The organism is Bacillus sp. AFS017336 (assembly GCF_002555445.1).
GTDB lineage: Bacteria > Bacillota > Bacilli > Bacillales > Bacillaceae_G > Gottfriedia.
Window position 1 is genome coordinate 127,866 of sequence record NZ_NUCO01000024.1, and the last position, 21,444, is coordinate 149,309.

At 32.7% G+C, this 21,444-nt stretch carries 27 protein-coding genes and 1 pseudogene; 12 read left to right on the forward strand and 16 right to left on the reverse strand.

Annotated features, from left to right (window positions below; genetic code table 11):
• Nucleotides 1-29 precede the first annotated feature (29 nt).
• Together hpt and CN601_RS14885 are read left to right on the forward strand one after the other, a co-directional pair.
• A complete protein-coding gene (hpt, locus tag CN601_RS14880) occupies nt 30-557 on the forward strand; it encodes a hypoxanthine phosphoribosyltransferase (protein WP_098171474.1) in 528 nt (175 codons plus the stop codon).
• 194 nt (nt 558-751) lie between these two features.
• Nucleotides 752-2,011: a TolB family protein gene (locus CN601_RS14885; RefSeq protein ID WP_179865564.1), complete on the forward strand. Its 1,260-nt coding sequence runs from the start codon at nt 752-754 to the stop codon at nt 2,009-2,011.
• A 17-nt stretch (nt 2,012-2,028) separates the two neighbouring features.
• Here CN601_RS14885 and CN601_RS14890 read toward each other — a convergent pair whose 3' ends face one another.
• The gene (locus CN601_RS14890) at nt 2,029-2,793 is read right to left on the reverse strand and encodes a 2-phosphosulfolactate phosphatase (protein ID WP_098171475.1); all 765 of its coding nucleotides are present in this window, start codon (nt 2,791-2,793) and stop codon (nt 2,029-2,031) included.
• 70 nt (nt 2,794-2,863) lie between these two features.
• Nucleotides 2,864-3,385: a hypothetical protein gene (locus tag CN601_RS14895; protein WP_098117115.1), complete on the reverse strand. Its 522-nt coding sequence runs from the start codon at nt 3,383-3,385 to the stop codon at nt 2,864-2,866.
• Nucleotides 3,386-3,548: 163 nt separating this feature from the next.
• On the opposite strand from CN601_RS14895, the gene CN601_RS14900 reads away from it, so the two are divergent.
• Nucleotides 3,549-4,022: a GNAT family N-acetyltransferase gene (locus CN601_RS14900; protein WP_373604979.1), complete on the forward strand. Its 474-nt coding sequence runs from the start codon at nt 3,549-3,551 to the stop codon at nt 4,020-4,022.
• A gap of 53 nt (nt 4,023-4,075) precedes the next feature.
• Here CN601_RS14900 and CN601_RS14905 read toward each other — a convergent pair whose 3' ends face one another.
• A complete protein-coding gene (locus tag CN601_RS14905) occupies nt 4,076-5,263 on the reverse strand; it encodes an RtcB family protein (RefSeq protein ID WP_098171477.1) in 1,188 nt (395 codons plus the stop codon).
• Nucleotides 5,264-5,720: 457 nt separating this feature from the next.
• On the opposite strand from CN601_RS14905, the gene CN601_RS14910 reads away from it, so the two are divergent.
• The gene (locus tag CN601_RS14910) at nt 5,721-5,918 is read left to right on the forward strand and encodes a hypothetical protein (protein ID WP_179865565.1); all 198 of its coding nucleotides are present in this window, start codon (nt 5,721-5,723) and stop codon (nt 5,916-5,918) included.
• Nucleotides 5,919-6,235: 317 nt separating this feature from the next.
• Here the strand turns inward: CN601_RS14910 and CN601_RS14915 are convergent, their stop codons facing one another.
• Nucleotides 6,236-6,688: a GNAT family N-acetyltransferase gene (locus CN601_RS14915; RefSeq protein WP_098171585.1), complete on the reverse strand. Its 453-nt coding sequence runs from the start codon at nt 6,686-6,688 to the stop codon at nt 6,236-6,238.
• A gap of 266 nt (nt 6,689-6,954) precedes the next feature.
• On the opposite strand from CN601_RS14915, the gene CN601_RS14920 reads away from it, so the two are divergent.
• The 6 genes from CN601_RS14920 to CN601_RS14945 all read left to right on the forward strand — a co-directional run bounded on the left by CN601_RS14920 (nt 6,955) and on the right by CN601_RS14945 (nt 12,305).
• Complete coding sequence (locus CN601_RS14920; protein ID WP_098171479.1) at nt 6,955-7,506, forward strand: cysteine hydrolase family protein; 552 nt, start codon at nt 6,955-6,957, stop codon at nt 7,504-7,506.
• Entirely contained in the window at nt 7,503-8,972 is a 1,470-nt protein-coding gene (locus CN601_RS14925; protein WP_098117109.1) for a nicotinate phosphoribosyltransferase, read from the forward strand. Before CN601_RS14920 ends, CN601_RS14925 begins: the two co-directional genes overlap by 4 nt.
• Entirely contained in the window at nt 8,965-9,594 is a 630-nt protein-coding gene (nadD, locus tag CN601_RS14930; protein ID WP_098117108.1) for a nicotinate (nicotinamide) nucleotide adenylyltransferase, read from the forward strand. Before CN601_RS14925 ends, nadD begins: the two co-directional genes overlap by 8 nt.
• A complete protein-coding gene (nadE, locus tag CN601_RS14935) occupies nt 9,591-10,412 on the forward strand; it encodes an ammonia-dependent NAD(+) synthetase (protein ID WP_098171480.1) in 822 nt (273 codons plus the stop codon). The genes nadD and nadE overlap by 4 nt, the downstream gene beginning before the upstream one ends.
• 54 nt (nt 10,413-10,466) lie before the next feature.
• Nucleotides 10,467-10,667: a lmo0937 family membrane protein gene (locus CN601_RS14940; protein ID WP_306659828.1), complete on the forward strand. Its 201-nt coding sequence runs from the start codon at nt 10,467-10,469 to the stop codon at nt 10,665-10,667.
• A 129-nt stretch (nt 10,668-10,796) separates the two neighbouring features.
• Nucleotides 10,797-12,305: a flavin monoamine oxidase family protein gene (locus CN601_RS14945; RefSeq protein WP_098171481.1), complete on the forward strand. Its 1,509-nt coding sequence runs from the start codon at nt 10,797-10,799 to the stop codon at nt 12,303-12,305.
• A gap of 233 nt (nt 12,306-12,538) precedes the next feature.
• Here CN601_RS14945 and CN601_RS14950 read toward each other — a convergent pair whose 3' ends face one another.
• The 7 genes and pseudogenes from CN601_RS14950 to CN601_RS14980 form a co-directional block, all read right to left on the reverse strand.
• The gene (locus tag CN601_RS14950) at nt 12,539-12,952 is read right to left on the reverse strand and encodes a hypothetical protein (RefSeq protein WP_098117104.1); all 414 of its coding nucleotides are present in this window, start codon (nt 12,950-12,952) and stop codon (nt 12,539-12,541) included.
• A gap of 231 nt (nt 12,953-13,183) precedes the next feature.
• Nucleotides 13,184-13,288: pseudogene (locus CN601_RS26540) on the reverse strand (excalibur calcium-binding domain-containing protein); the annotation flags it as partial.
• A 174-nt stretch (nt 13,289-13,462) separates the two neighbouring features.
• Complete coding sequence (locus CN601_RS14960) at nt 13,463-14,395, reverse strand: DNA-3-methyladenine glycosylase family protein (RefSeq protein WP_257131718.1); 933 nt, start codon at nt 14,393-14,395, stop codon at nt 13,463-13,465.
• Between the two features lie 45 nt (nt 14,396-14,440).
• Complete coding sequence (locus tag CN601_RS14965) at nt 14,441-15,415, reverse strand: DMT family transporter (RefSeq protein ID WP_098171482.1); 975 nt, start codon at nt 15,413-15,415, stop codon at nt 14,441-14,443.
• 28 nt (nt 15,416-15,443) lie between these two features.
• The gene (locus CN601_RS14970; RefSeq protein WP_098171483.1) at nt 15,444-15,905 is read right to left on the reverse strand and encodes an NUDIX hydrolase; all 462 of its coding nucleotides are present in this window, start codon (nt 15,903-15,905) and stop codon (nt 15,444-15,446) included.
• A gap of 39 nt (nt 15,906-15,944) precedes the next feature.
• Nucleotides 15,945-16,871 carry a DUF1835 domain-containing protein gene (locus CN601_RS14975; protein WP_098171484.1) on the reverse strand — a complete coding sequence of 309 codons (927 nt, stop codon included), beginning with the start codon at nt 16,869-16,871 and terminating at the stop codon, nt 15,945-15,947.
• A gap of 226 nt (nt 16,872-17,097) precedes the next feature.
• Complete coding sequence (locus CN601_RS14980; RefSeq protein WP_098117100.1) at nt 17,098-17,226, reverse strand: YuzL family protein; 129 nt, start codon at nt 17,224-17,226, stop codon at nt 17,098-17,100.
• A 103-nt stretch (nt 17,227-17,329) separates the two neighbouring features.
• Here CN601_RS14980 and CN601_RS14985 point away from each other — a divergent pair, with 103 nt between their 5' ends.
• Complete coding sequence (locus CN601_RS14985; protein WP_098117099.1) at nt 17,330-17,572, forward strand: YkuS family protein; 243 nt, start codon at nt 17,330-17,332, stop codon at nt 17,570-17,572.
• A gap of 205 nt (nt 17,573-17,777) precedes the next feature.
• Here CN601_RS14985 and CN601_RS14990 read toward each other — a convergent pair whose 3' ends face one another.
• From CN601_RS14990 to CN601_RS15005, 4 genes are read right to left on the reverse strand one after another with little or no spacing between them, the layout of a single operon-like run.
• Nucleotides 17,778-18,302, reverse strand: coding sequence for a chromate transporter (locus tag CN601_RS14990; protein WP_098117098.1), 525 nt, complete (start codon nt 18,300-18,302; stop codon nt 17,778-17,780).
• On the reverse strand, nt 18,302-18,871 hold the full coding sequence (locus tag CN601_RS14995) for a chromate transporter (RefSeq protein WP_098117097.1): 570 nt from the start codon (nt 18,869-18,871) through the stop codon (nt 18,302-18,304). Before CN601_RS14995 ends, CN601_RS14990 begins: the two co-directional genes overlap by 1 nt.
• 29 nt (nt 18,872-18,900) lie before the next feature.
• Nucleotides 18,901-19,113, reverse strand: coding sequence for a hypothetical protein (locus tag CN601_RS15000; RefSeq protein WP_179865566.1), 213 nt, complete (start codon nt 19,111-19,113; stop codon nt 18,901-18,903).
• Between the two features lie 18 nt (nt 19,114-19,131).
• Entirely contained in the window at nt 19,132-19,476 is a 345-nt protein-coding gene (locus tag CN601_RS15005) for a 2Fe-2S iron-sulfur cluster-binding protein (RefSeq protein WP_098171486.1), read from the reverse strand.
• Nucleotides 19,477-19,659: 183 nt separating this feature from the next.
• Here CN601_RS15005 and CN601_RS15010 point away from each other — a divergent pair, with 183 nt between their 5' ends.
• Nucleotides 19,660-20,469: an aspartate dehydrogenase gene (locus tag CN601_RS15010; protein WP_257131719.1), complete on the forward strand. Its 810-nt coding sequence runs from the start codon at nt 19,660-19,662 to the stop codon at nt 20,467-20,469.
• 168 nt (nt 20,470-20,637) lie between these two features.
• Here the strand turns inward: CN601_RS15010 and CN601_RS15015 are convergent, their stop codons facing one another.
• Nucleotides 20,638-21,306 (reverse strand): GntR family transcriptional regulator, encoded by a 669-nt coding sequence (locus tag CN601_RS15015; protein WP_098117093.1) that lies wholly within the window; start codon nt 21,304-21,306, stop codon nt 20,638-20,640.
• Between the last annotated feature and the right edge of the window lie 138 nt (nt 21,307-21,444).

The following is a 21,444-nucleotide window of genomic DNA, read 5'->3' on the forward strand; positions in this document are numbered from 1 at the left end:
AGTTAATAATAAGTAAAGAAGGTATTAAAATGGCATATCGAATTAAGGACACTTTAATTTCTGAAGAAGATTTAAAAAATAGAGTAAAAGCACTCGCTGAACAAATTGAAAAAGACTTTAATAACGAACCTCTTATCCTGGTCGTCGTATTAAAAGGCTCTTTTGTATTTGCTGCTGATTTAGTTCGTGAAATGAAGGGGAATATTAATGTAGATTTTATTTCTGTGTCGAGCTATAGCAACCAAACTGAATCAACTGGAAAAGTTAGACTATTAAAGGATTTAGATGAGAATATCACCAATCAAAACGTTGTTGTAATTGAAGATATCATTGATAGTGGTCTAACATTGCATTTTTTACGTGACCATCTTCAAATGCATAAGCCAAAATCCATTAAGATTTGTACTTTATTAGATAAGCCTGAAAGAAGAAAAATCGACCTATCTGTTGATTATGTTGGCTTTGTCATTCCAGATGAATTTATTGTTGGATATGGAATTGATTATGCACAGCAATATCGAAACCTTCCTTATATTGCTACAGTGGAAGAATATTAAGTTATTAAAAAGCCGTTCGATTTTTATCGGGCGGCTTTTACTTATGCTTTTTAAAATTAAATTTACTGTTCATAATTTTGAACTTTGACGGATCTATTTGTAACCTCCCCTTCCATATAACGAGCTTCTTTCATTTTGATATTTCTATCCTTACTTGGGAAAAATAAATCAAAATTGAAATACGGGGTGAGTTTGTGAAACGAAAAATACTATTCATTTTTATTACAATTATCTGTTTAATTTTACCGACATTTAGTCATGCAGAAACAACCGATCCGGCATTAAAAATTGCCTTTATACGTGATGGATTTGTTTGGGTAAAAATAAATAATAAAGAGGAAAAAATAACAAAAGTAAAAGGAGTTTATTCAGAACAGCCCCAGTGGTCATTTGATGGCTCTTATTTAATGTATCAAAAAGAAATACCAACTGGCCCAACCACTTCATACCCTACCCGCTCAGAAATATGGGTTTACAATATGAAAACAAAAAAAGAACAAAAAATCATCTATGATGGTGAAAATCCGAAATGGTCACCAACTAAAAATATTATCGCTTTCTTAGATAGCGGCGTCTTAAATGTTTCTGATTTTAATAACTTTTACAATATTGCACTAGGTGTTGATGACTTTAGCTGGATACCAAATGGCAAAGGATTTATTGCCTCTTCAGCTGCTTCACTTAATCCAGATGGTTGGACAAACCCAGTTCTTTATAAAATCACTTTACCTAATGATTTAAAACAGATTACTAGCACAACAAACAACGTAAAACAATTTTTTGTCGTTCCTAAAACATTAACAAAAGGCAATACTTCCATACCGTCTATAAATGCGTCGAACTTTCAATTTTCACCTAATCAAAAATGGATTTCCTTTATCGTTAACCCCACAGCTTCATGGTCTATGGATAGTGATATGCTATGTATCATTTCTTCAGATGGAAAAGTTTTTGAAGTTCAGGATGAAATTATTTTACATTTAGATAATCCAAAGTGGGCCCAAACTAAAAATATTTTAGGATACATTGCAGGTGGTGGAAGATTAGTATTTGGATACAAAAATAAAAAGATGAAAGTTACTGAAATGCCAACATTTACATCAACAAATTTAACTCCGCCACATTTTGCTGAATTAGCATTTACTTGGGTGGATGATTCAGCAATAGTTGTTTCTAGAGTAAAAGAAAGTGAATGGTCTAATGATGAAAAAAAACGTCCAAAACCATCATTAAACGTAATTAATCTTTATACACATAAACAAACAAAAATAACAAATCCGCCTACAGGTAAAGGTGATTATTATCCAATCTACTCTAAGTCTTCACACAAAATAACTTGGTTTAGAAAAGGAGAATTGGATGTCATCGGAAACGTATGGATTGCTAATGTAAATGGCAGTAATACTAAGTTACTTTTAAAGAACGTTAGCTCATACTCTATTTATGAGCGTTAAAAAGGATGAACATTGTTTCATCCTTTTTCTATTTTTAGAGCATCTTGAAAACAACCATCCTGTAAAACTGGGACTACATTGTAGCTGTTTAGTTGACTACAATGTTTAACATCATCCTCAAAGCCTTTAAACCTAAGCTCTCTCCCACTTCCACATTCCCAAATAAACTCTTTTATTTTATGCTTCGAATAAAGAAATGCACCAATACAGATTTCCGCTTCAGGAGATTTTGTTCCTTCTAGCTCAGCTAGTATCGCACCGGCACCTAAATAATCCTCTATTGAAGGACGTAAAACATCTTCGTTTTCTCGTGCATCATTCCAAACTTCACCACAAGGTATGACTGTTATATTAGCATTTGAAGCAGTTTTTAGTTGATTAACATACGTTGCAACCGATGAAGCATTAAGTAATGAGCCAATTAATAATGCCGGCACTTTTGAAGCGATCCAGGTACAAAATGCGCCATTTAATGAACTTAAAACAAACTTTTTAGTTGCATGTCTCTCATTAAACGAGATTGGTGAAAGAGTTGCCTTCCCTAAAACTTCCGCTTCATTTCTCCCTAAAATGTACTCAGCACTAATATTTTTTGCATAAGCTTTTCCATCTAAATTTGGTGGATAAGGGTAAATAAGTGCATTATGATAAACTGCTGAAACTACTGTCGACGAAAAACTAAGTACATCAACAATTATTGTAATATCCCCTCGTTCTGCTGCTTCTCTTGCGCCCCTTTTTCCCCACTCTACTCGGCATTCATAATTAGATTGATCGAACATTTTTCTAACCTCCTAAATTTCACAACAAAAAATGCAATACTAAAAAATGTATTGCATCAGCATAATTCGTTTAACGATAAGTAACTTCAGTAAACCCTAAACTATTTTTAGTTGTCACCATTGGCTTATCAGGATAATAGAACACTAAATTTTTATAATTCATTTTGTACTTACTTTTTGCAAAATACTTATTCAAATCAACCTTACTCATTTTTTTCCCATCAATATAAATTGCTTTCCCTTTAGGTTCGCCTTTATCAAATCCATAGATTAGTTTATCATTTAAAAAATGCATTCCCGTGCCTTCTCCGGCGTACAAATGCTCTGCACCAGAAATAGAGGCAAAATTCATATTTAAAAACGCTGATGTTTTAAATATATAGATACTATGTGGGATATTCGTAATACAAAGAATGTATGGACTATGAGGGATTTTAACTAATTGATAATCCTGGTTCTTTAATTCCGGTAAATCTTTATGGATAGCAAAATTAATTGCTTTTTGTTCTGTATTAAAATTAAAAGATATGTATGTAAATATACTCAAAGAAGCTACGCAGATTAACAATAATGTAATGACTTTTTTACTCATCTTAGTTGCCATCCTTATTAAGAAATTTAATTAATTAAGTAAATGCACTCTTCTAACTCTATTTATTCAACACATGTATTTCTATTTCCTTTGATTTATATAAAGGTTTTTTATTCAATCTAGTTAAATATTAATAAATATGGAATTAGAATTTGGAGGTAATATGTTGATTAACATCATTAAAGTTAAAAAAGAAGAGGAATCTATTTTACATAATTTGATGCAATTTTATATTTATGAATTCACTAAATATCTTTCCGATCTTAAACTCGGGCAAAACGGAACTTATCATAAGTTTAATTTGGAAAAGTACTGGGTAAATCAAAATTATCATGCTTTTTTTATTAAACATAAAGATGAATTGATCGGATTTGCTTTAATTGAAAGCTTAACAGAGACTGCCTCAAATCTAGTAGAAGAGTTTTTTATTATTGAAAAATATAAAGGAAACGGCTTTGGCAAGAAAGTAGCGATTGAACTATTCAATATGTTTCCCGGAAAATGGAGCATCTCCGAAATTGAAAATAATGAACCAGCTAAAGCTTTTTGGAGAAATGTAATTCGTTCTTATACTAATGATAATTTTACTGAAAGAATTGATGAGAATAAAAAGACCATCCAAGAGTTTACCGTTTGAAATGATTGAAAAAAAGCCACCTTATGTAGGTGGCTTTGGTTTTGTCTATTAAATTAATTTGCCTTGAAATTATAAAGTGGTTTAATCACTTTGATTACTTCTATTGAGTCCTTTGTATTTTCGATGATTTCGTTCATTTCCTTATAAGCCATTGGACTTTCATCAAGTGTACTTTCTAAAACTGATGTACTCCAAACATCTTTCATTGTTTCTTTAAAATCATCAAGAGAAAGTGTGGCTTTAGCTTTTGTACGACTCAGAATTCGACCAGCACCATGAGGAGCAGAATAATTCCAATCTGGGTTACCTTTTCCAATTGCTATTAAACTCCCATCTCGCATATTAATCGGGATTAATACTTTTTCACCTTTTTGAGCAGAAATTGCCCCTTTACGAAGAATCATATTTTCAATATCAATATAATTATGCACGGTCGTAAATTGTTCCACAACAGTTAAATCCATATTCTGCACAATCTCATCCATCATTGCCTTACGGTTCCATAAAGCATAATCTTGGGCAATGGCCATATCGTGCATATAGCGATCAAACCATTCTCCTTCTAAATAAGCTAAATCCTTTGGAATATATGACGACGTAATATTTTTTAATGCAGTTTCAATTTCTTTTTCACGACCTTCATTCCTTAATTGTTGAACGATCTTTGAACGATTTTCTGACTGACTTTTTAATAACTCATACGCTTTTTTCTGATAAAATTCCGCTACAACCTTGCCTAAGTTTCGGCTTCCAGAATGAATAACGAAATAAATATTTCCATCTTCATCCGCGTTACATTCAATAAAATGATTTCCACCACCAAGTGACCCAAGGCTTAGCTTTGTTCTAGTTTCATTTAACTCTTTAAAACAATAAAGCTTAGAAAAATCGATATTTTTCACAAAAGCATGCTTATTATTACGAATTGAAAACCCGGATGGAACATGTTTACGGATGACCTGGTCTAGCTTTTGAAAATCAATTTCTTTTTGAGAGATTCTTATTGTTTCCATTCCGCAACCTATATCAACGCCGACGAGATTGGGAACAATCTTATCCTGAATCGTCATCGTAGTCCCAATCGTACATCCCTTACCAGCATGAGTATCAGGCATAATTCTAATTTTCGAATTTTTCACGAACTCTTGATTACATAGTTCAATAATTTGCCCAATGGCACCTTGTTCAACATTATCTGTAAATATTTTAGCTTCATTAAATGTACCGTTAACTTTAAGCATTATGCTCTCCTTTCCATTTGCTGAATATTGTTTTATTCCTTTAATATTAGACTAACCCATTACATTAAGTAAAACTGTTTTAAACATATAAATAATTTAAGCAATAACTACCACAAACAGTATTAAACTTAGCTATTCCCTAAGACTTATTAGTATTAACTTCCGAAGATTATTCAAATGTTTAATTGTCAATTGCAGAACTTTAAATTTTCCCAATATGCATCTTTATTTAGCTAGTATTACTGCAATAATTTCAAGACGATTTTCAGTTAAAAGAACCGAAAGTTAAAAATAAACAAAAAAATTTCCCGATACAAATATATTTTAAATTGGCATACAATTGACAAATAGAAATGCACATATCTATTATTCATATTTTCGGGATTATACTAATATGAGAGGTAGTGAGATAGTGTTTAAGAAATATAGAACTCTTACCAGTTATTTTGAAAGTGGAATGGACATTAAGGTTAAGGAAAACAATTCAGGTCAAAAAGTGGTAAGCATTAGTACATCAACACCTAATCGAAAAATTGAAATAATAAAAAAAGAAAATTTATTAGAATATACTATTTATGATGTCAACAAGGGGACTCAGCAATTTACAATTCCAATGGCTTTACATGATCGAATCATTAATGAATATCTAGAATGAATAGAAAAACAAGTTCAAATGCTAGATCTATGGTTTATCGAATTTGACGTTCAAACTGAAATATAATTTGTAAAGGTAACGGGTATTAAACTAGGTTTTTATTGTATACATTTTTCGATGAATAAGCTGATTGGAATGAAAGGATGATCGACTCCTGTGGGATATGCGGGAAGGCTGAGACCCCGCAGGCGCGCCGAGGAGGCTCAGGTCTCGCCCCTCGGAAAGCGAGCATCCTGGAATGGAAATCAACCTCACTCAACTTCTTTTACGAAAATTTTATTATTTTCACAGCACTCTTCTCTGTCAAACTTTGCAGATTAAGTTAGATTCTCTAAATTCAAAGAATAAGAAAAAAACTCCTTATCAACTTGATAACCATTTTTTTCATACAAAGCTTGTGCCGATTTATTATCAATCGCTGTTTGTAAATCCAATGCCTTCGCTTTTGTATTGATTGCAAATCCTTTAGCGGCATCTAACAGCATTTGTGCTACTCCCTTTTTCCTTGCTGCTTCAGTCACAAATAAGTCATTTAATATCCACAATTTTTTCATTGATACTGAAGAAAAAGTAGGATATAACTGAGTAAACCCTAAAGATTCCTCTCCTTCTTTAACAATAAAAATAACGGAATCTTTATTACTAATTCTTTCTGTAATAAAATTAATCGCTTCATTTAAATTACTTTCTTGTTTATAAAACTGTCTATACTGATCAAATAGCTTTGCAACTTCTACAATATGTTCTGATTTCGCTTGAACTACTTCCAGTTTTGTCACCTCTACTATCTTTAAACTTATTTAGTATTTAGTTCTTTCCATTTCAAAAAAATCCTTTAATGATCACAAAAGCTACATTTCATCTTTTATTACTTTTTATAGAAAAGGTAATAATAAATTCCAAATGAAATATTAATTTTCCAAAATTTAGGTTTTCATATGAATTAACTTATAATAATATTGAAGATGAAAAACTAATTTGATTTATTTCACTATGTGAAGAATTTAACATTCTATTTACTTGGGGTGATTTGAAAATGAATAAAAAAGCGCTCATTATTATTGATTATACGAATGACTTTGTAGCAGATGCTGGTTCATTAACTTGTGGTAAACCAGCTCAAGAAATTGAACAAAGTATTCTTCAATTAACCAAAACTTTCATTGAAGATCAAGATTATGTTGTATTTGCTGTAGATGTCCATGATGAGAATGATCCGTTTCATCCTGAAACAAAATTATTTCCACCTCATAATATTAGACATACTAAAGGAAGAGATTTATATGGTGGCTTAATGGATTTATACAATTCATCAAAAGGTAAAGCAACTATTCAATGGATTGATAAGACTCGTTATTCCGCATTTGCAGGAACTGACCTTGAGATAAAACTAAATGAAAGAGGAATTAATGAACTTCATTTAATTGGGGTTTGTACTGATATTTGTGTATTACATACAGCAGTCGATGCTTATAATAAGGGTTATAAAATAGTCGTTCACGAGCAGGCAGTTGCAAGCTTTAATGCAGCTGGTCATGAATGGGCATTAAGTCATTTTAAAAATACTTTAGGGGCGGAAATAAGATGAATTACAACTTTCACGATGATAGCCTTGCACTTCATACAGACCTTTATCAAATTAATATGGCAGAAACATATTGGGGAGACAATATTCACAATAAAAATGCTATTTTTGAACTATATTTTCGAAAACTCCCATTCGGGAATGGATATGCGATATTTGCAGGTTTAGAAAAAATAATTAGTTATCTGCAAAACTTCAAATTTAGCAGTACAGATCTTGAATATTTAAAAGAAGAACTTGGATATGAAGATGAATTTATTCAATATTTGTCTGGTGTAAAATTCACAGGTTCCATTAGATCAATTCAAGAAGGAGAATTAGTATTTGGAAATGAACCACTTTTAAGAATTGAGGCCCCGTTATTAGAGGCTCAATTAATTGAAACTGCCTTATTAAATATCGTTAATTACCAAACTTTAATTGCTACAAAAGCGTCACGTATTAAACATATTGTCGGTAATGACACTCTTATGGAGTTTGGTACTAGACGTGCTCAAGAATTTGATGCAGCAATTTGGGGAGCAAGAGCTGCCTTTATTGGTGGATTTCATGCGACTAGTAATGTTCGTGCTGGTAAATTATTTAATATTCCTGTTTCAGGTACACATGCACATGCGCTCGTGCAAGCTTATCGAGATGAATACATAGCTTTCAAAAAATATGCAGATCGTCATTACAACTGTACATTTTTAGTAGATACATACGATACCCTTAAAAGTGGAGTCCCTAATGCGATTAAGGTTGCTAAAGAGCTAGGTGATAAAATTAACTTTGCAGCAATCCGGTTAGATAGTGGTGATTTAGCTTATTTATCAAAAGAAGCTAGAAAAATGCTCGATGAAGCTGGCTTCGTAAATACGAAAATTGTTGCTTCGAATGATTTAGATGAATATACAATCTTAAATTTAAAGTCACAAGGTGCTAAAATTGATTCTTGGGGTATCGGTACAAAGCTTATTACAGCATATGATCAACCGGCTCTTGGAGCAGTTTATAAATTAGTAAGTATTGAAGATGAAAACGGTAAGATGATTGATACTATAAAAATTTCTCAAAATCCTGAAAAAGTAACAACGCCAGGGCTAAAGAAATTGTATCGAATTATTAATACGGTTAACCATCACGCTGAGGCTGATTATATTGCCCTTGAAGATGAAGATCCACAGTCAGAGGAAAAAATAAAGTTATTCCATCCAGTTCATCCATACATTAGTAAGTTTGTTACTAATTTTGAGGCTAGAGAGCTTCATCACCAAATTTTTACAAAAGGCGAATTAGTTTATAAAATGCCTGCGATTAAAGACATTCAAGATTTTGCTGAAAACAATTTAAGTGTACTTTGGGAAGAATACAAGCGTGCATTAAACCCAGAAGAATATCCAGTAGACTTAAGTCAAAAATGCTGGGATAACAAAATGGAAAAAATAGCAGAAGCTAGAAAGAAAACAGAGGAAATGAAAAATGGCTAAAATTGGGATTTACGGCAGTTCGTTTGATCCAATCACAAACGTTCATTTATGGACTGCTAGTACAATTGCTCATCGTTGTCAATTAGACAAAGTAATATTTTTACCTTGCTCTTCAAAAAGAAGGGATAAACAATTACATAATACAGATGAACATCGTTGGAATATGTTAAATTTGGCAATTCAAAATAACACAAAATTTATTGCAGACGATTATGAAATGAGCAAAGAGGCTTGGGAAGTCTTTACTTACTATACAATGAATCATTTTAAAGCAAAGTATAGTGAAGATGAAGTTTATTTCATAATGGGAGCTGACCTTCTAGAAGATATTGCAGAAGGAAAATGGAAATACGGGGATCAATTAGTTTCTGAAAATAAATTCATTGTTATGGCGCGTGATGGAATTGATATGTTAAAGACCATCTCTCGTTCTCCCCTATTAAGAAATAATGATAATGGCTCTAGATTTCATTTAATTGATAAAGGATTAGCAATGGAAATTAGTTCAACTTATATCCGAGAAGAGTTTGCTAAAGGCGGCGAGCCAAGATATTTATTGCCTGAGGAATGCTACGCTTATATAAAAAAATACAATCTGTATCAAAAGGAGAATGAAGATTGAACAATTTACAAAAAGAAATCGTTGAAGAAATGAAAGTGAAGCCTGTTATCGACCCTAAAGAGGAAATAAGAATTAGTGTTGATTTCTTAAAAAGTTATTTAAAGAAACATCCATTTTTAAATGGTTTTGTTTTAGGTATTTCGGGCGGCCAAGATTCTACTTTAACCGGTAAACTTGCACAAATAGCAGTTGATGAATTAAATAGTGAGCAAACCGAAAAAGAGTATTTATTTATCGCAATTCGCTTACCATATGGTGTACAAATGGACGAAGAAGATTGCCAAGAGGCATTAAAATTTATCCAACCAACTAAGACTTTCACAGTAAATATTAAAGCTGCTGTAGATGCTAGTGTTAATACATTAAAGGATATTGGCATAGAACTTACTGATTTCGCAAAAGGGAATGAAAAAGCTAGAGAACGAATGAAAGCTCAATATAGTGTCGCAGCAATGAATGGTTGTGTCGTATTAGGAACAGATCATTCTGCTGAGGCTATTACTGGATTTTACACTAAATTTGGAGATGGTGGCGCTGACCTTACTCCACTTTTCCGTCTAAATAAACGTCAAGGCAAAATGCTATTAAAAGAATTAAACTGCCCAGCTAAGCTATATGAAAAAGTTCCAACTGCTGACCTTGAGGAAGATCGCCCACAATTAGCAGATGAAGTCGCTCTTGGTGTTACATATGATGATATCGATGATTATTTAGAAGGTAAAGAAATTAATAGTGACTCACAAGCAAAGATCGAATCATGGTTTAATAAATCCAGACATAAGAGACAAATGCCTTATACTGTATTTGATAAATTCTAAAATGAAGTCGCCAATTTTGGCGGCTTTTTTTCGTTTAGAGCTTATTAATTGGATATGAAAGTAAAAATTGGACAACGTAATAATACAGTCATCAAGAAAGGAATGTTCATCATTATGTGGATTTTATTTTTTATTCTTTTAATCTTATGGGTATTAGGCTATTTTACTTTCCATATCGCAGGTGGATTAATTCATATTGTTTTAATTATTGCAATCATTGTATTTATCGTTAATCTATTTAGACGTAAAAAGTAGCAATATTAGTCCACAAAAAGAGCTTGAATTTTCAAGCTCTTTTTGTTTTTTATTTCTATGTTTAGCTCTTCTATCTTCCTCTATTATTGAATAAGATTCTATGAATGTCATAAATAGAGGAGCGAAAATATGACAGTAAGTATGGAGCCTCCTATTTCTATGGAACAAATGCTTCAAACAATTCGTACAGGACTACCTAAAACATTGGAACCTAAAAATATAATCATTGTTGGTGCTGGTATTTCTGGCTTAGTGGCTGCTTCTCTTTTAAAAGCAGCAGGGCATGAAGTAACGATTCTAGAAGGAAATAATCGCATTGGTGGACGAATTTATACAAATCGTTCTTTTTATGCAAACCAGTATATGGAAAATGGTGCGATGCGAATACCTTCAATTCATTTACTTGTTCTAGAATATATTAAGAAATTTAATCTTACTCTTGAAGAATTCATTAATAGCACTCCAGAAGATATTATTTATGTTAATAACGTAAGAACTATTCAAAAGCTTTATGAAGAAAATCCAGACATTCTAAACTTCCCCACATCACCATCTGAAAAAGGTAAAACAGCAGAATATTTGGCCGGGTATGCTATGCAGCCTGTAACTGATTTCATTAAAAAGAATCCAAAAAAGAATTGGGAAATCGTGATTAAATTGCTTGATCGTTACTCTATGGAATATTATTTAAAATACAATCCATATGGCAGAACATTATCAGTTGGAGCAATTGATATGATTAAGGTTATGCTAGGTATGGAAGGTTTTCCAGAGCTTTCATTCACTGCATTACTTCGAGAAGTAATGATTTTATTTACTCCCGGGCTTAAGTTTTATGAAATTAAAGGTGGAAATGACCATTTGCCATATTCCTTCCTTCCAGAATTACAAGACAATCTTTATTACAATCAAAAAATGAAAAAAATTGAACAACATGACTCATATGTAACAATCCATACTGAAGATACACAAACCTCACAACAATATACTGTCACTGGTGACTTAGCCATCATTACAATCCCATTTTCATTACTAAATTTCGTTGAGGTAATTCCACGTGATTTATTTTCTTACAACAAATATAAAGCAATCCGACAATTACACTATGTGCCCTCCACTAAAATCGGATTGCAATTTAGAACGAGATTTTGGGAGAAAGAAGGTAATATTGGAGGAAAAATGATTTCTGATTTACCTGTTCGTTATTCCTATTTCCCAAGTCAATCCGTTGGCTCAGAAGGCCCAGGTGTCATATTAGCAAGCTATACATGGGAAGACAACGCAGCAATTTGGGATAGCTTAACAGAAAAAGAACAAATAGAAAATGCGTTAGAAGATTTATCCAAAATTTATGGGAAAGAAATATACAGCGAGTATGTTACAGGTAATACATTTAGTTGGGCAGAAAATCCATTTTCAGGTGGTGCTTTTGCCATTTTCAAACCTGACCAGCAAACTGAAATTTCCCCTTATATATCAACACCAGAAGGAAGAATTCACTTCGCTGGTGATCACACTTCTACTGCTCCAGGTTGGATTCAAGGTGCGATCGAATCCGGGATAAGAGTAGCCTATGAGGTAAACGATTTGCCTAAATCGGAAGCAAATGAGAACTTTGAAATGCATGAACAAGGATGAGGCAATTGTATAAGGAACGCGGCGAACACTAAGTGAACATTATTAATTGAATTGTTTGTGCATAAACCCGGGATATTTGTTCATAAAGAGCTGATTTTCGTGCATATACGCTAGTTTTTCGCGCGTAAACCAGAGATTTCTATGCGTAATAGATGAAGCTCAATTATTTGAACCCACATACGTAGATTACAAATGAAAAACCCACAAGGATCTTGTGGGTTTTCTTCATAGTTTTATCCAATTTTCAAATAACCAACTGAAGGAACAAATGAATAACCTTGATTTATTACCATATCAGTTATTTCCGTTGTTTCTATATCTTTGACTTGATGAAATAATTTATATTTTATGTATTTTACTTTCTTTCCTCTTAACGTATTATTTAAATAAACTAATTCAATTGCTAAAAAAGGTATTCTGTACTTTAAATTATTCGTTATTCTGTTTGTCATTAGTTCATTAAACTCAATATCAGCATGATCAATAGAATTATTTCTCATATCATCTACTACTTTATTTTGTTTATCAGTGAACTCATTAATAATATATTCGATTTCCACTTTTGATAGGGAACGAGTTTCTTTTAATGGCAGTGTAACCTGATTTGTTTTTTCTTTACTAAATAATCGTTTAAAAAATTTAATCATAGTCCCGTCCTCTTCAATATTTTCTTATTTATATTTTGACACTGTTAAACAAAATTGTAAAAATAAATTTTTAGGCACTAATATTATTCTACTATTAAATCAAAAATCCTTTGTATAAACGCTACTCTTTAAAAATTTTTTTGTTCTTAAATTAAGAAATTCAATTCAAATAGCAAAATAAAAGGAAAGATTCTAATCAGTAATAAAAAACACCTAAAAGTAGGTGCTTTTTTAGTCACTTTCACATGCATAATGATCATGATCTCGATCCATTTTTTCTTGATAAGCTTTGTTTCCTTTTGGCACACCATTTGGATAAACTTTTCTTAAGTCTGCACAATTCTTAAATGTTTTGCCCTTAGATGCATTATTCGTATTTGAGTAATATAAATCTTTTCATGATGTTCCCCCAACTACTCATGTTACTATCCATTATTTTAACAATAAAATCCAATTATATATCGAATAATAGAGGGATTTTTCAACTTTACCGGATAAACACATCACATATTAGGAATATAAAGATCTCCATAAATAAAAAGTTACGTATGCTTCCCAACCTTCCCAGCTTGTCGACAATTTCTTGATTTCTTCTACTGAAGGCTTTTTCTCTAAAGATAGTAGATTTTTTAAAGCATTATGTATTCCTACATCAGCAATTGGAAAAGCAGATTTTTCTTTTAAACATTTCATTAAAACATAATCTGCTGTCCAATTACCAACGCCTCGAATTTCTACTAGTTTACTTAGCTTCTTCTCATAAGAGCCTAATTCTTGCAAATATTCTTTTGAAATGAGACCGTCTGCCATAAGTTTTGCAATCCCAATAACATACTCTGCTTTTCGAGTAGTGAATTTTAGGCTAGTTAAATCTGAAACTTCTAGTTCGGCTATTACATTCGGAGTTGGAAATAGCCAAAAAATTTCATCCTGCCATTTAAAACTCTCTCCATATGTTTCAACAAAGCTTCGTTTTAAAGAAAATGCGAATGTAAGATTGATTTGCTGCCCCATAATTGCCCATGTAAATGCTTCAAATAAATCTGGAATTCCTATTACTCTAAGTCCGAAATGCTGATTAATTAGTTGCTGTAGCAATTGATCATTTTTACTTAATTGATAGAAATCTGTAAGATTTCGATCTAAATCAAATAAATCCCAAACAAATGCTGCTGCAGCTACTCTTATTTCGTCACGCAAAATTTGGTCAGGAAACTCAATCAAAACTCGATTTTGGTCACTGCTGACTTTGAGTAAAATTAATTCATTTTCTACTTTAATAAGCTTAAAAAAATACTCCCCTTTAACTTGATGGAGTACTTCATTATTCGACCTTGCTAAAAACACTAAGCATTCTTTAAAGGAGAAATCTTTTGGTGTTAAAATGGATATCGAATTCTTACTTTCATCTAGTACAAGTGATTCTCTGAATTCTTTATTCAAGTTAATTACCTCTTTTCAAATTCTGGGATAAAAATAGATTCCAGCTCATAAATTAACAGTCTCTTTATCTTGCTTTAAGACTTTTTCTTTCTGTGATAAATAGCTATGTAAGATCATACCTACCATTATAATAAGCATACCAATCCAAGAAATTATCGTTGGAAGTGCTGAAGATAAGAAGAAAATCTCACCAATTACTGTAAACAATACTTCCATTGATTGGGTCGCTTCTACCGCGCCTAATTTTTGCATATTTCCTCTGACCAAGTCAGTTGCTTGAAAAAATAATATAGTTGCAATCACTCCTGATGAGATCGCTACAATTAATGATTGTGAAATTTGGCTTTGACTCGGCAGCCCTACCGTATAAAACCCATAGATTGAAAGAATAAGCCAAAATGGTAAACTTGCTAAAGTCATACCTAAAACACGTTGATATACATCCAGCTTTCCATCACATATTTCCATCATTTTCCGATTACCAAGTGGATAGGAAAAGGAAGCAATAATGACTGGTAAAATGCCAATTAATACTGTTGAAACAGCTATTTTTGTAGCTAACTCCATCTGCATTAATAAAATACCAAATATAATTAATAATGACATCCCTAGCCCTTTAAATGGAATTTGGCCACGTTTCTTTTGTAGACCATTAGGTGTTCGCACTGAAATAAAAAATAAAGGCGCTAACAATGAACCAGATAAAATCGTGATTTGCCATGTACTAGCTATTAGCCAACCTGGAGAATAAACCGCTGCAAAACAGATTGGTGCATAAAACAAACCAAATCCAATTGTTGACCATAAAATCCAACTTTTTAAATTCCTTTTCATTTCTTTCAATAAAACAGTAAGATTTCTTCTAGAAATTACGATCATCATTAAAAAAGGAACCATAAAAAAGTACCTTAATGACGCGCTCCAAATCCAACTTCCACCGGATAATTCCATTGAGTGGTTTAAAATAAATGTTATTGAAAAGAAAAATGCTGCTAATATTCCCAATAAAATTGGGCGCATTTAAACCACCACCTCTTAACTCATTCAACTATTTAACAATAAAATGATTTTCCGTTGAAAAATCCTTTAATTTTGTTCGCAAAAATTCTGGATATAATTCAATTTCTTCAAGATTCTCAATCGGTACCCATTTAAATATTAGTCTATCACCTTCACGACCATAAAACGATTTATTCATCATATGAATAATCTTCTGTTCACTTTTAACTTTATAGTAAAGACCAACTTCATGAATATCTTTGCCATTGTAATGAAAGAAGTTTTCTACAGTCCACATCATTTTTTCGATGTCAACTTCTATGCCGAGTTCTTCAATAAATTCTCTTTTTAAGCTTATATGTGATTCTTCATTTAATTTAATTCTACCTCCAGGTAAGGACCAAATTGATTCACTTGCTAGCCTATGAATTAGTACATGCCCGTTTTTAATCCAAATACCTGCTACCCTTAAATTAAATACATTGTTTTCTGCTTTAAATACAACATCCATTATGAATACCTGCCATTTATTTTATTCTTCTTTCAGTATTTACATTGTGGGCTTTTCGAATAGATGAACTCCTCCAACCCACCAATCGATTCCATTTAAATGAATTCGATTTGCTTTTCCATTTAGTACATCTAATCCCCAACTTGTTAAATCAATCTTTGCTTTTGGGTTATGTTGTTTATAACTTGGTAATTCACTATTACTGCTTATTAGCGGATAATCACCCTTCATTAATTCATTTAAAATTGCGGCAAAATATAAATCACTTAATCCATCATTTGTTCTTTGTCTGACGAGTTTATTAAATAGTACTGCAAAGGTGTTAATTCCTTCATTAATCATTGATAAAGCTAAACATTCTACTTCATTTAATCCATTCTGTGAAGATGGAAAATAAGTTTTATGACGTAATAAGGCTTGCTTTAAAAATGGGAGTGAATGACATTCTTGAATAAACTTATCAAGTTCCTCCAAACTTTCTGATCGATAAGCTTTCCATCCTGCACATGCCTCTTCAATTTGTTCTGTTGTCATTTCTTGTTTAGTTGGAAGTAATTCAATTAATTGTTCAGAAGATAGCTGACCTAATCCATGAAAAGGATCAAAACCTTCATATTCATTGATACTAACCATTGAAATTTTTTGAAATCCAAGTGATGATAATTCTGTTAATAAATATAGAATCGTCACTTGATCGTAGCGATCATGTTCGAACCATAAAACAACTTCCTCAGTACGTGATAGTTCATTTAATAATCGATATTGTTTTTGACAATTTTCAATAAAAAAATCGGCAGGAATTTGTAGCTTTTGTTCAAAAAACTCTGCTCTTTTTCGATATGTTTCTTCCAAAGACCACTCATTACTCAGTGGCCCAAAATCATACATTTCTCTCCAGACGTTTATATTCCCATTTAAAGCTTGTATTTTCCCACCAACCACGTCACCATTTACAATATGATTCATCTATTCATCTACTCCCCTATTATTTTTAATTAAAAAGAAAATACATTACTCCAAAATATTGTTGTAATGTACTTTAGAAAAATCAAAAAATTATTTAATTAAATTCTTAATTCTTCTTATAGATAGTAGAATCCTTTTACATTGATCACTATTTTTAAGTTAAAATCAAAAACCACCTATTTATAGGTGGCTAAACATTTTCATCTGAAAGATTAACAGTCTAAAATTAATCTCTTTTTTGTTTTTTTCTACTTGAAGACATTTCCACACCTGTTTCAGATGTAGTAGTCCCTTGACCTTGTACATTTGGTGACCCTAAGCCAGCTCTAGATGGATCTTTTTTAGTTTTTCCCATTTCAATCACCTCCATCTTTACTTTTTCTAAACGTTAACTTCTTTATTCAAAGAATAATTTTCCTATTAATTGCAAATCTTATATTTCTGAGGAGGTGTTTTTTATGGCTAGAATCGGAGTAGAACAATCTTTAACAAATGTCCAAGAAGCATTACGTTCAGCAGGGCATGATGTAGTTGAATTAAAACAAGAATCAGATGCAAATGGTTGTGATTGCTGTGTAGTAACAGGACTTGATTCAAACGTTATGGGAATGCAAGATACTGCTACACAAGGATCAGTAATTGAGGCAAGTGGCTTAACGGCTGACCAAATTTGCCAACAAGTTGAAAGCAAATTACAATAACAAACTACAAACCAAAGTATAAATTGTAAAGAAAACTCGCCGATTGGCGAGCCATCAGGTGAAGACAGCGGCGTAGTTGCACTTATACTTATCTCAAAATTGGCCGCTACGTCGATTTTTCTCCACCGATGCCAATTTATACTTTCTTAATGTGCAAAAAAGGGTAAGCAAAATTTAATGAAAATTTGCTTACCCTTTTTACGAGTTATAAATTTAATCCACCGTACAACAAAGCTCCCATTACAATAAATGCTGGATGTAGTTTTACTTTCTCCATTAATATGTAGCTAATTACTCCTAAAAATAGAAATTGCCCGATACCGATTTGAGAATATGAATCATGAAATGAATTATATGCCATGACACCAAGTAATACAGCGATAGTCGGTTTGACGTATAGTGTCATTCGCTTAACTTGGATCGAATGACGATATTTATACAAAATTCCCATTAAAGTCAACATGAGGATCAGAGAGGGCGCTACTGTAGCGAATACTGCTAAAAACGAACCTAATATTCCTCCCTCATGAAATCCGATATATCCCGCCATTTTCGTAGCAATCGGACCTGGAAGAGAATTCCCCATAGCAAGAGCCTCATTAAATTCTTGATGCGTTAGCCATCCTCTTGCGATCACTTCTTTTTGAATAAGAGGAATTGTCGCTGGGCCCCCGCCATACCCTAAAATATTAGCAACAAAAAACGACCAGAAAATGTTCCAATATACCATTATGCAGACAGTCCTTTTGATTTTTTACTTTCAACTGAATTGGTTGGCTTAACTAATGCAAATATCAAGAGACCACCAATAATAAATCCTGGATGTATATGAAAATATTGCATTAAAACAACGCCTACCAAAATGTGACCGATTGTAAATGGCCATTTTAGCCCCTTAACCGAGCCTTGTACAAATTGCCAAGTTAATACACCAAGCATTACTCCAACTACTGGAACGATGGCTTTAGTCATCCCTTGCACCCATTTTAAATCTTTAAATGTAACGAGTGTTGTTAATAGAATAACCATTAAGATAATCGTCGGTAGGATCGTCGCGATAATTGCATTGATCATCCCCAGCGAGCCACCAACTTTGAATCCGATGTATCCTGCCATTTTTGTATTGATTGGTCCTGGTAACGTATTTCCAATTGCTAGAACATCACCGAATTCTTCATCGTTCATCCATTTAAAACGATCAACCACTTCTTTATGTACTAAAGGAATGGTCGAAGGTCCACCTCCATATCCAAGCATACTGCTTCTAAAAAAGGCGATAAAGATGTTTAATTGTTTCATAAAATCAATCCCTTTAGTTTATCGTTCTTTTAATTTGCAATCAGACAAGAGCATGTTTTACATTTGCCACATGGCATCTTCTTAATTGGCTTAGGTTGATTAACCATGCTAACTAAAAGTGAAGTCTCCGTATTACAAAAAGAACATGTTTCACCAGTTGGAGCTTTTTGAATTTGTGGCATTCCTACTAACTTTAAGGCTTCTTTCATATGTTTATCGCAAGCTAACAACATATAATTCACTCCCGCTCCTAAAATAGTTTATGGTATAGTAGTCACTTTCTTTTTCGGATGATCTAATTTTCGTTTTTTCACTTCTTCTGTTACTTCTTTATCCCAGGAAATCGTTACATCTTCGTCATTGATGAAAGCTTGACAACCTAAACGATACCCTTTACTCAACCATTCTTCCCCAAGCTTTCGACGTTCTTGTACTTTTATATGATCAACAGTACCCTCTTCAATTTTACAGACGCAGGAGCCACAAACGCCTCCACCGCATCGATTTGGTAATTCTCCATCAAAACGAAGAGACATACGTAAAATATTGGAGTTTTCCGGTACTTCTAATACCTTTCCACTAGTAGCAAAATTCAGCTTCGGCATAATATAAATCCTCCCCTTTACCTCTTTGGTATACAATATACCATATTTACAATTTTCTGACAATATTAAAAATACATATTTTTAGCTATTTTTCTTAATTTATATTACTCTATTTGTTTTTGTATTCCGGTTTGATATAATATTTTGTATACCAAATACATCTGAATTTTCAAAAAAATAGGGGTGGTTACTTTGCTTAAAATTGGACTAATAGGTTATGGAGCGATTGGACAGGATATCATCAAATATATAAACGAAGGAAAAGCCGGAGACGTCATGCTAAAAGCAGTACTCGTGCGAAGGAAGGACCAATACGAAGCGCAAATAAGCGACTTATTTTACGACAACGAAGAAGCTTTTTTCGCGTTAGGATTGGATGTTATTATTGAAGCTGCAGGTCATGAAGCTGTCTACAAATATGGAAAAAGGGCTCTATCTTCTAATAGTGATTTTGTTATTGCTTCTGTTGGCGCACTAGCAGATGATACACTTTTAGCAGAACTGGAAACCGCTGCAAATCTTAATAACAGCAGGATCATTATCCCTTCTGCTGCAATTGCTGGATTGGATCGTGTGGCTGCTTCAATGCTACAGAGTGTTGACGAAGTGAAACTTGTAACTAGAAAACCACCAAGTGCTTGGAGAGGGACTATTGCAGAAGAAAAGATAGACTTGAACACTGTTAAAGAACCATTTTGCATTTACAGTGGTGTTGCAAGAGAATCTTCTAAGCTTTTTCCGGAGAGCACTAATGTTTCAGCTACATTAAGTCTTGCAGGAGTAGGATTTGATAAAACAAAAGTTGAAGTATACGTTGATCCAACTATAACCCGTAATACACATCAAATTTTCGTAAACGGCTATTTTGGTGAGATGGAAGTGAAGGTACAAAATATTCCTTCTGCTACTAATCCAAAGACTGGCTATATTGTAGCGATGAGTATTTGTAATGCATTAAAAAGTAGAACTTCCTCTATAGTGATTGGAGTATAATATTTTCCCTTTTACTGTATGTGTAATTAGTAACTAACTTTCTACGTTCATAACAAAAAGCCACTAATAGTATAGACATATAAAAAGTCTAACTATTAGTGGCTTTTATTTTAGAATAAATCAATTTGGACATAAAACCGATAGGATCATATTCTTAATCAACTACATTTATGTCGTTTTCTCTTTTCTTTTTTCTATGTAGTTCATGTAAGCACGTCTAGAATTTTCAATGTGAATTTTTGTTAAATACTCCGACATTTCTACTTCTTTATTTCGTACTGCTTTCATGATTTCAATATGTTCCCTTAATGATTCCTTACGTCTTCCAGGTGCTTCGTAACCCATATTGGCAGACATATGGATATAATCTGTTAAGCCAGATAAAATTTCAAATAGCTTAGGACTTTTTGCTGCTTTGTATAGTAAAAGATTCATTTCAATATGTTCGTTTTCAAAGTTTTCATCCGAGTGTTCTTCTATATAGAGAAGCGCTTCGATTTTTTGATCGAATTCTTTTTGAATTTCGTCTGTCATCTTTTGCGCAGCCAATTTTGCTGCAAGCACTTCTAGTGAAGATAAAATCGTAAACACTTCCATAATATCTTCATCAGAAATATTCGAAACGATGACTCCTTTACGCGGAACCGTTTTCACAAACCCTTGTGATTCTAAGCGGAATAAAGCTTCTCTAATAGGTGTACGGCTAATGTTCAGCTTTACAGCTAGTTCCCGTTCAATTAAGCGATCACCTGGCTTATAATGCCCTTCTAAAATCAATTCTTTTAAATATCTATACGCATGTTCTCGGATTGAAAGAAAATTCGTTTCCATTTCCATTCAAATCACCTGCCTCTCATTTCTTGCCTATTTTAAAATAGTGTAACACCATTTCTTCAAAAGTAAATTGATATTTCTATTATAATATCTTTTATTGGAGTAATCGAGCAGAAGGAAGAAATACCTACCTTAAAACCT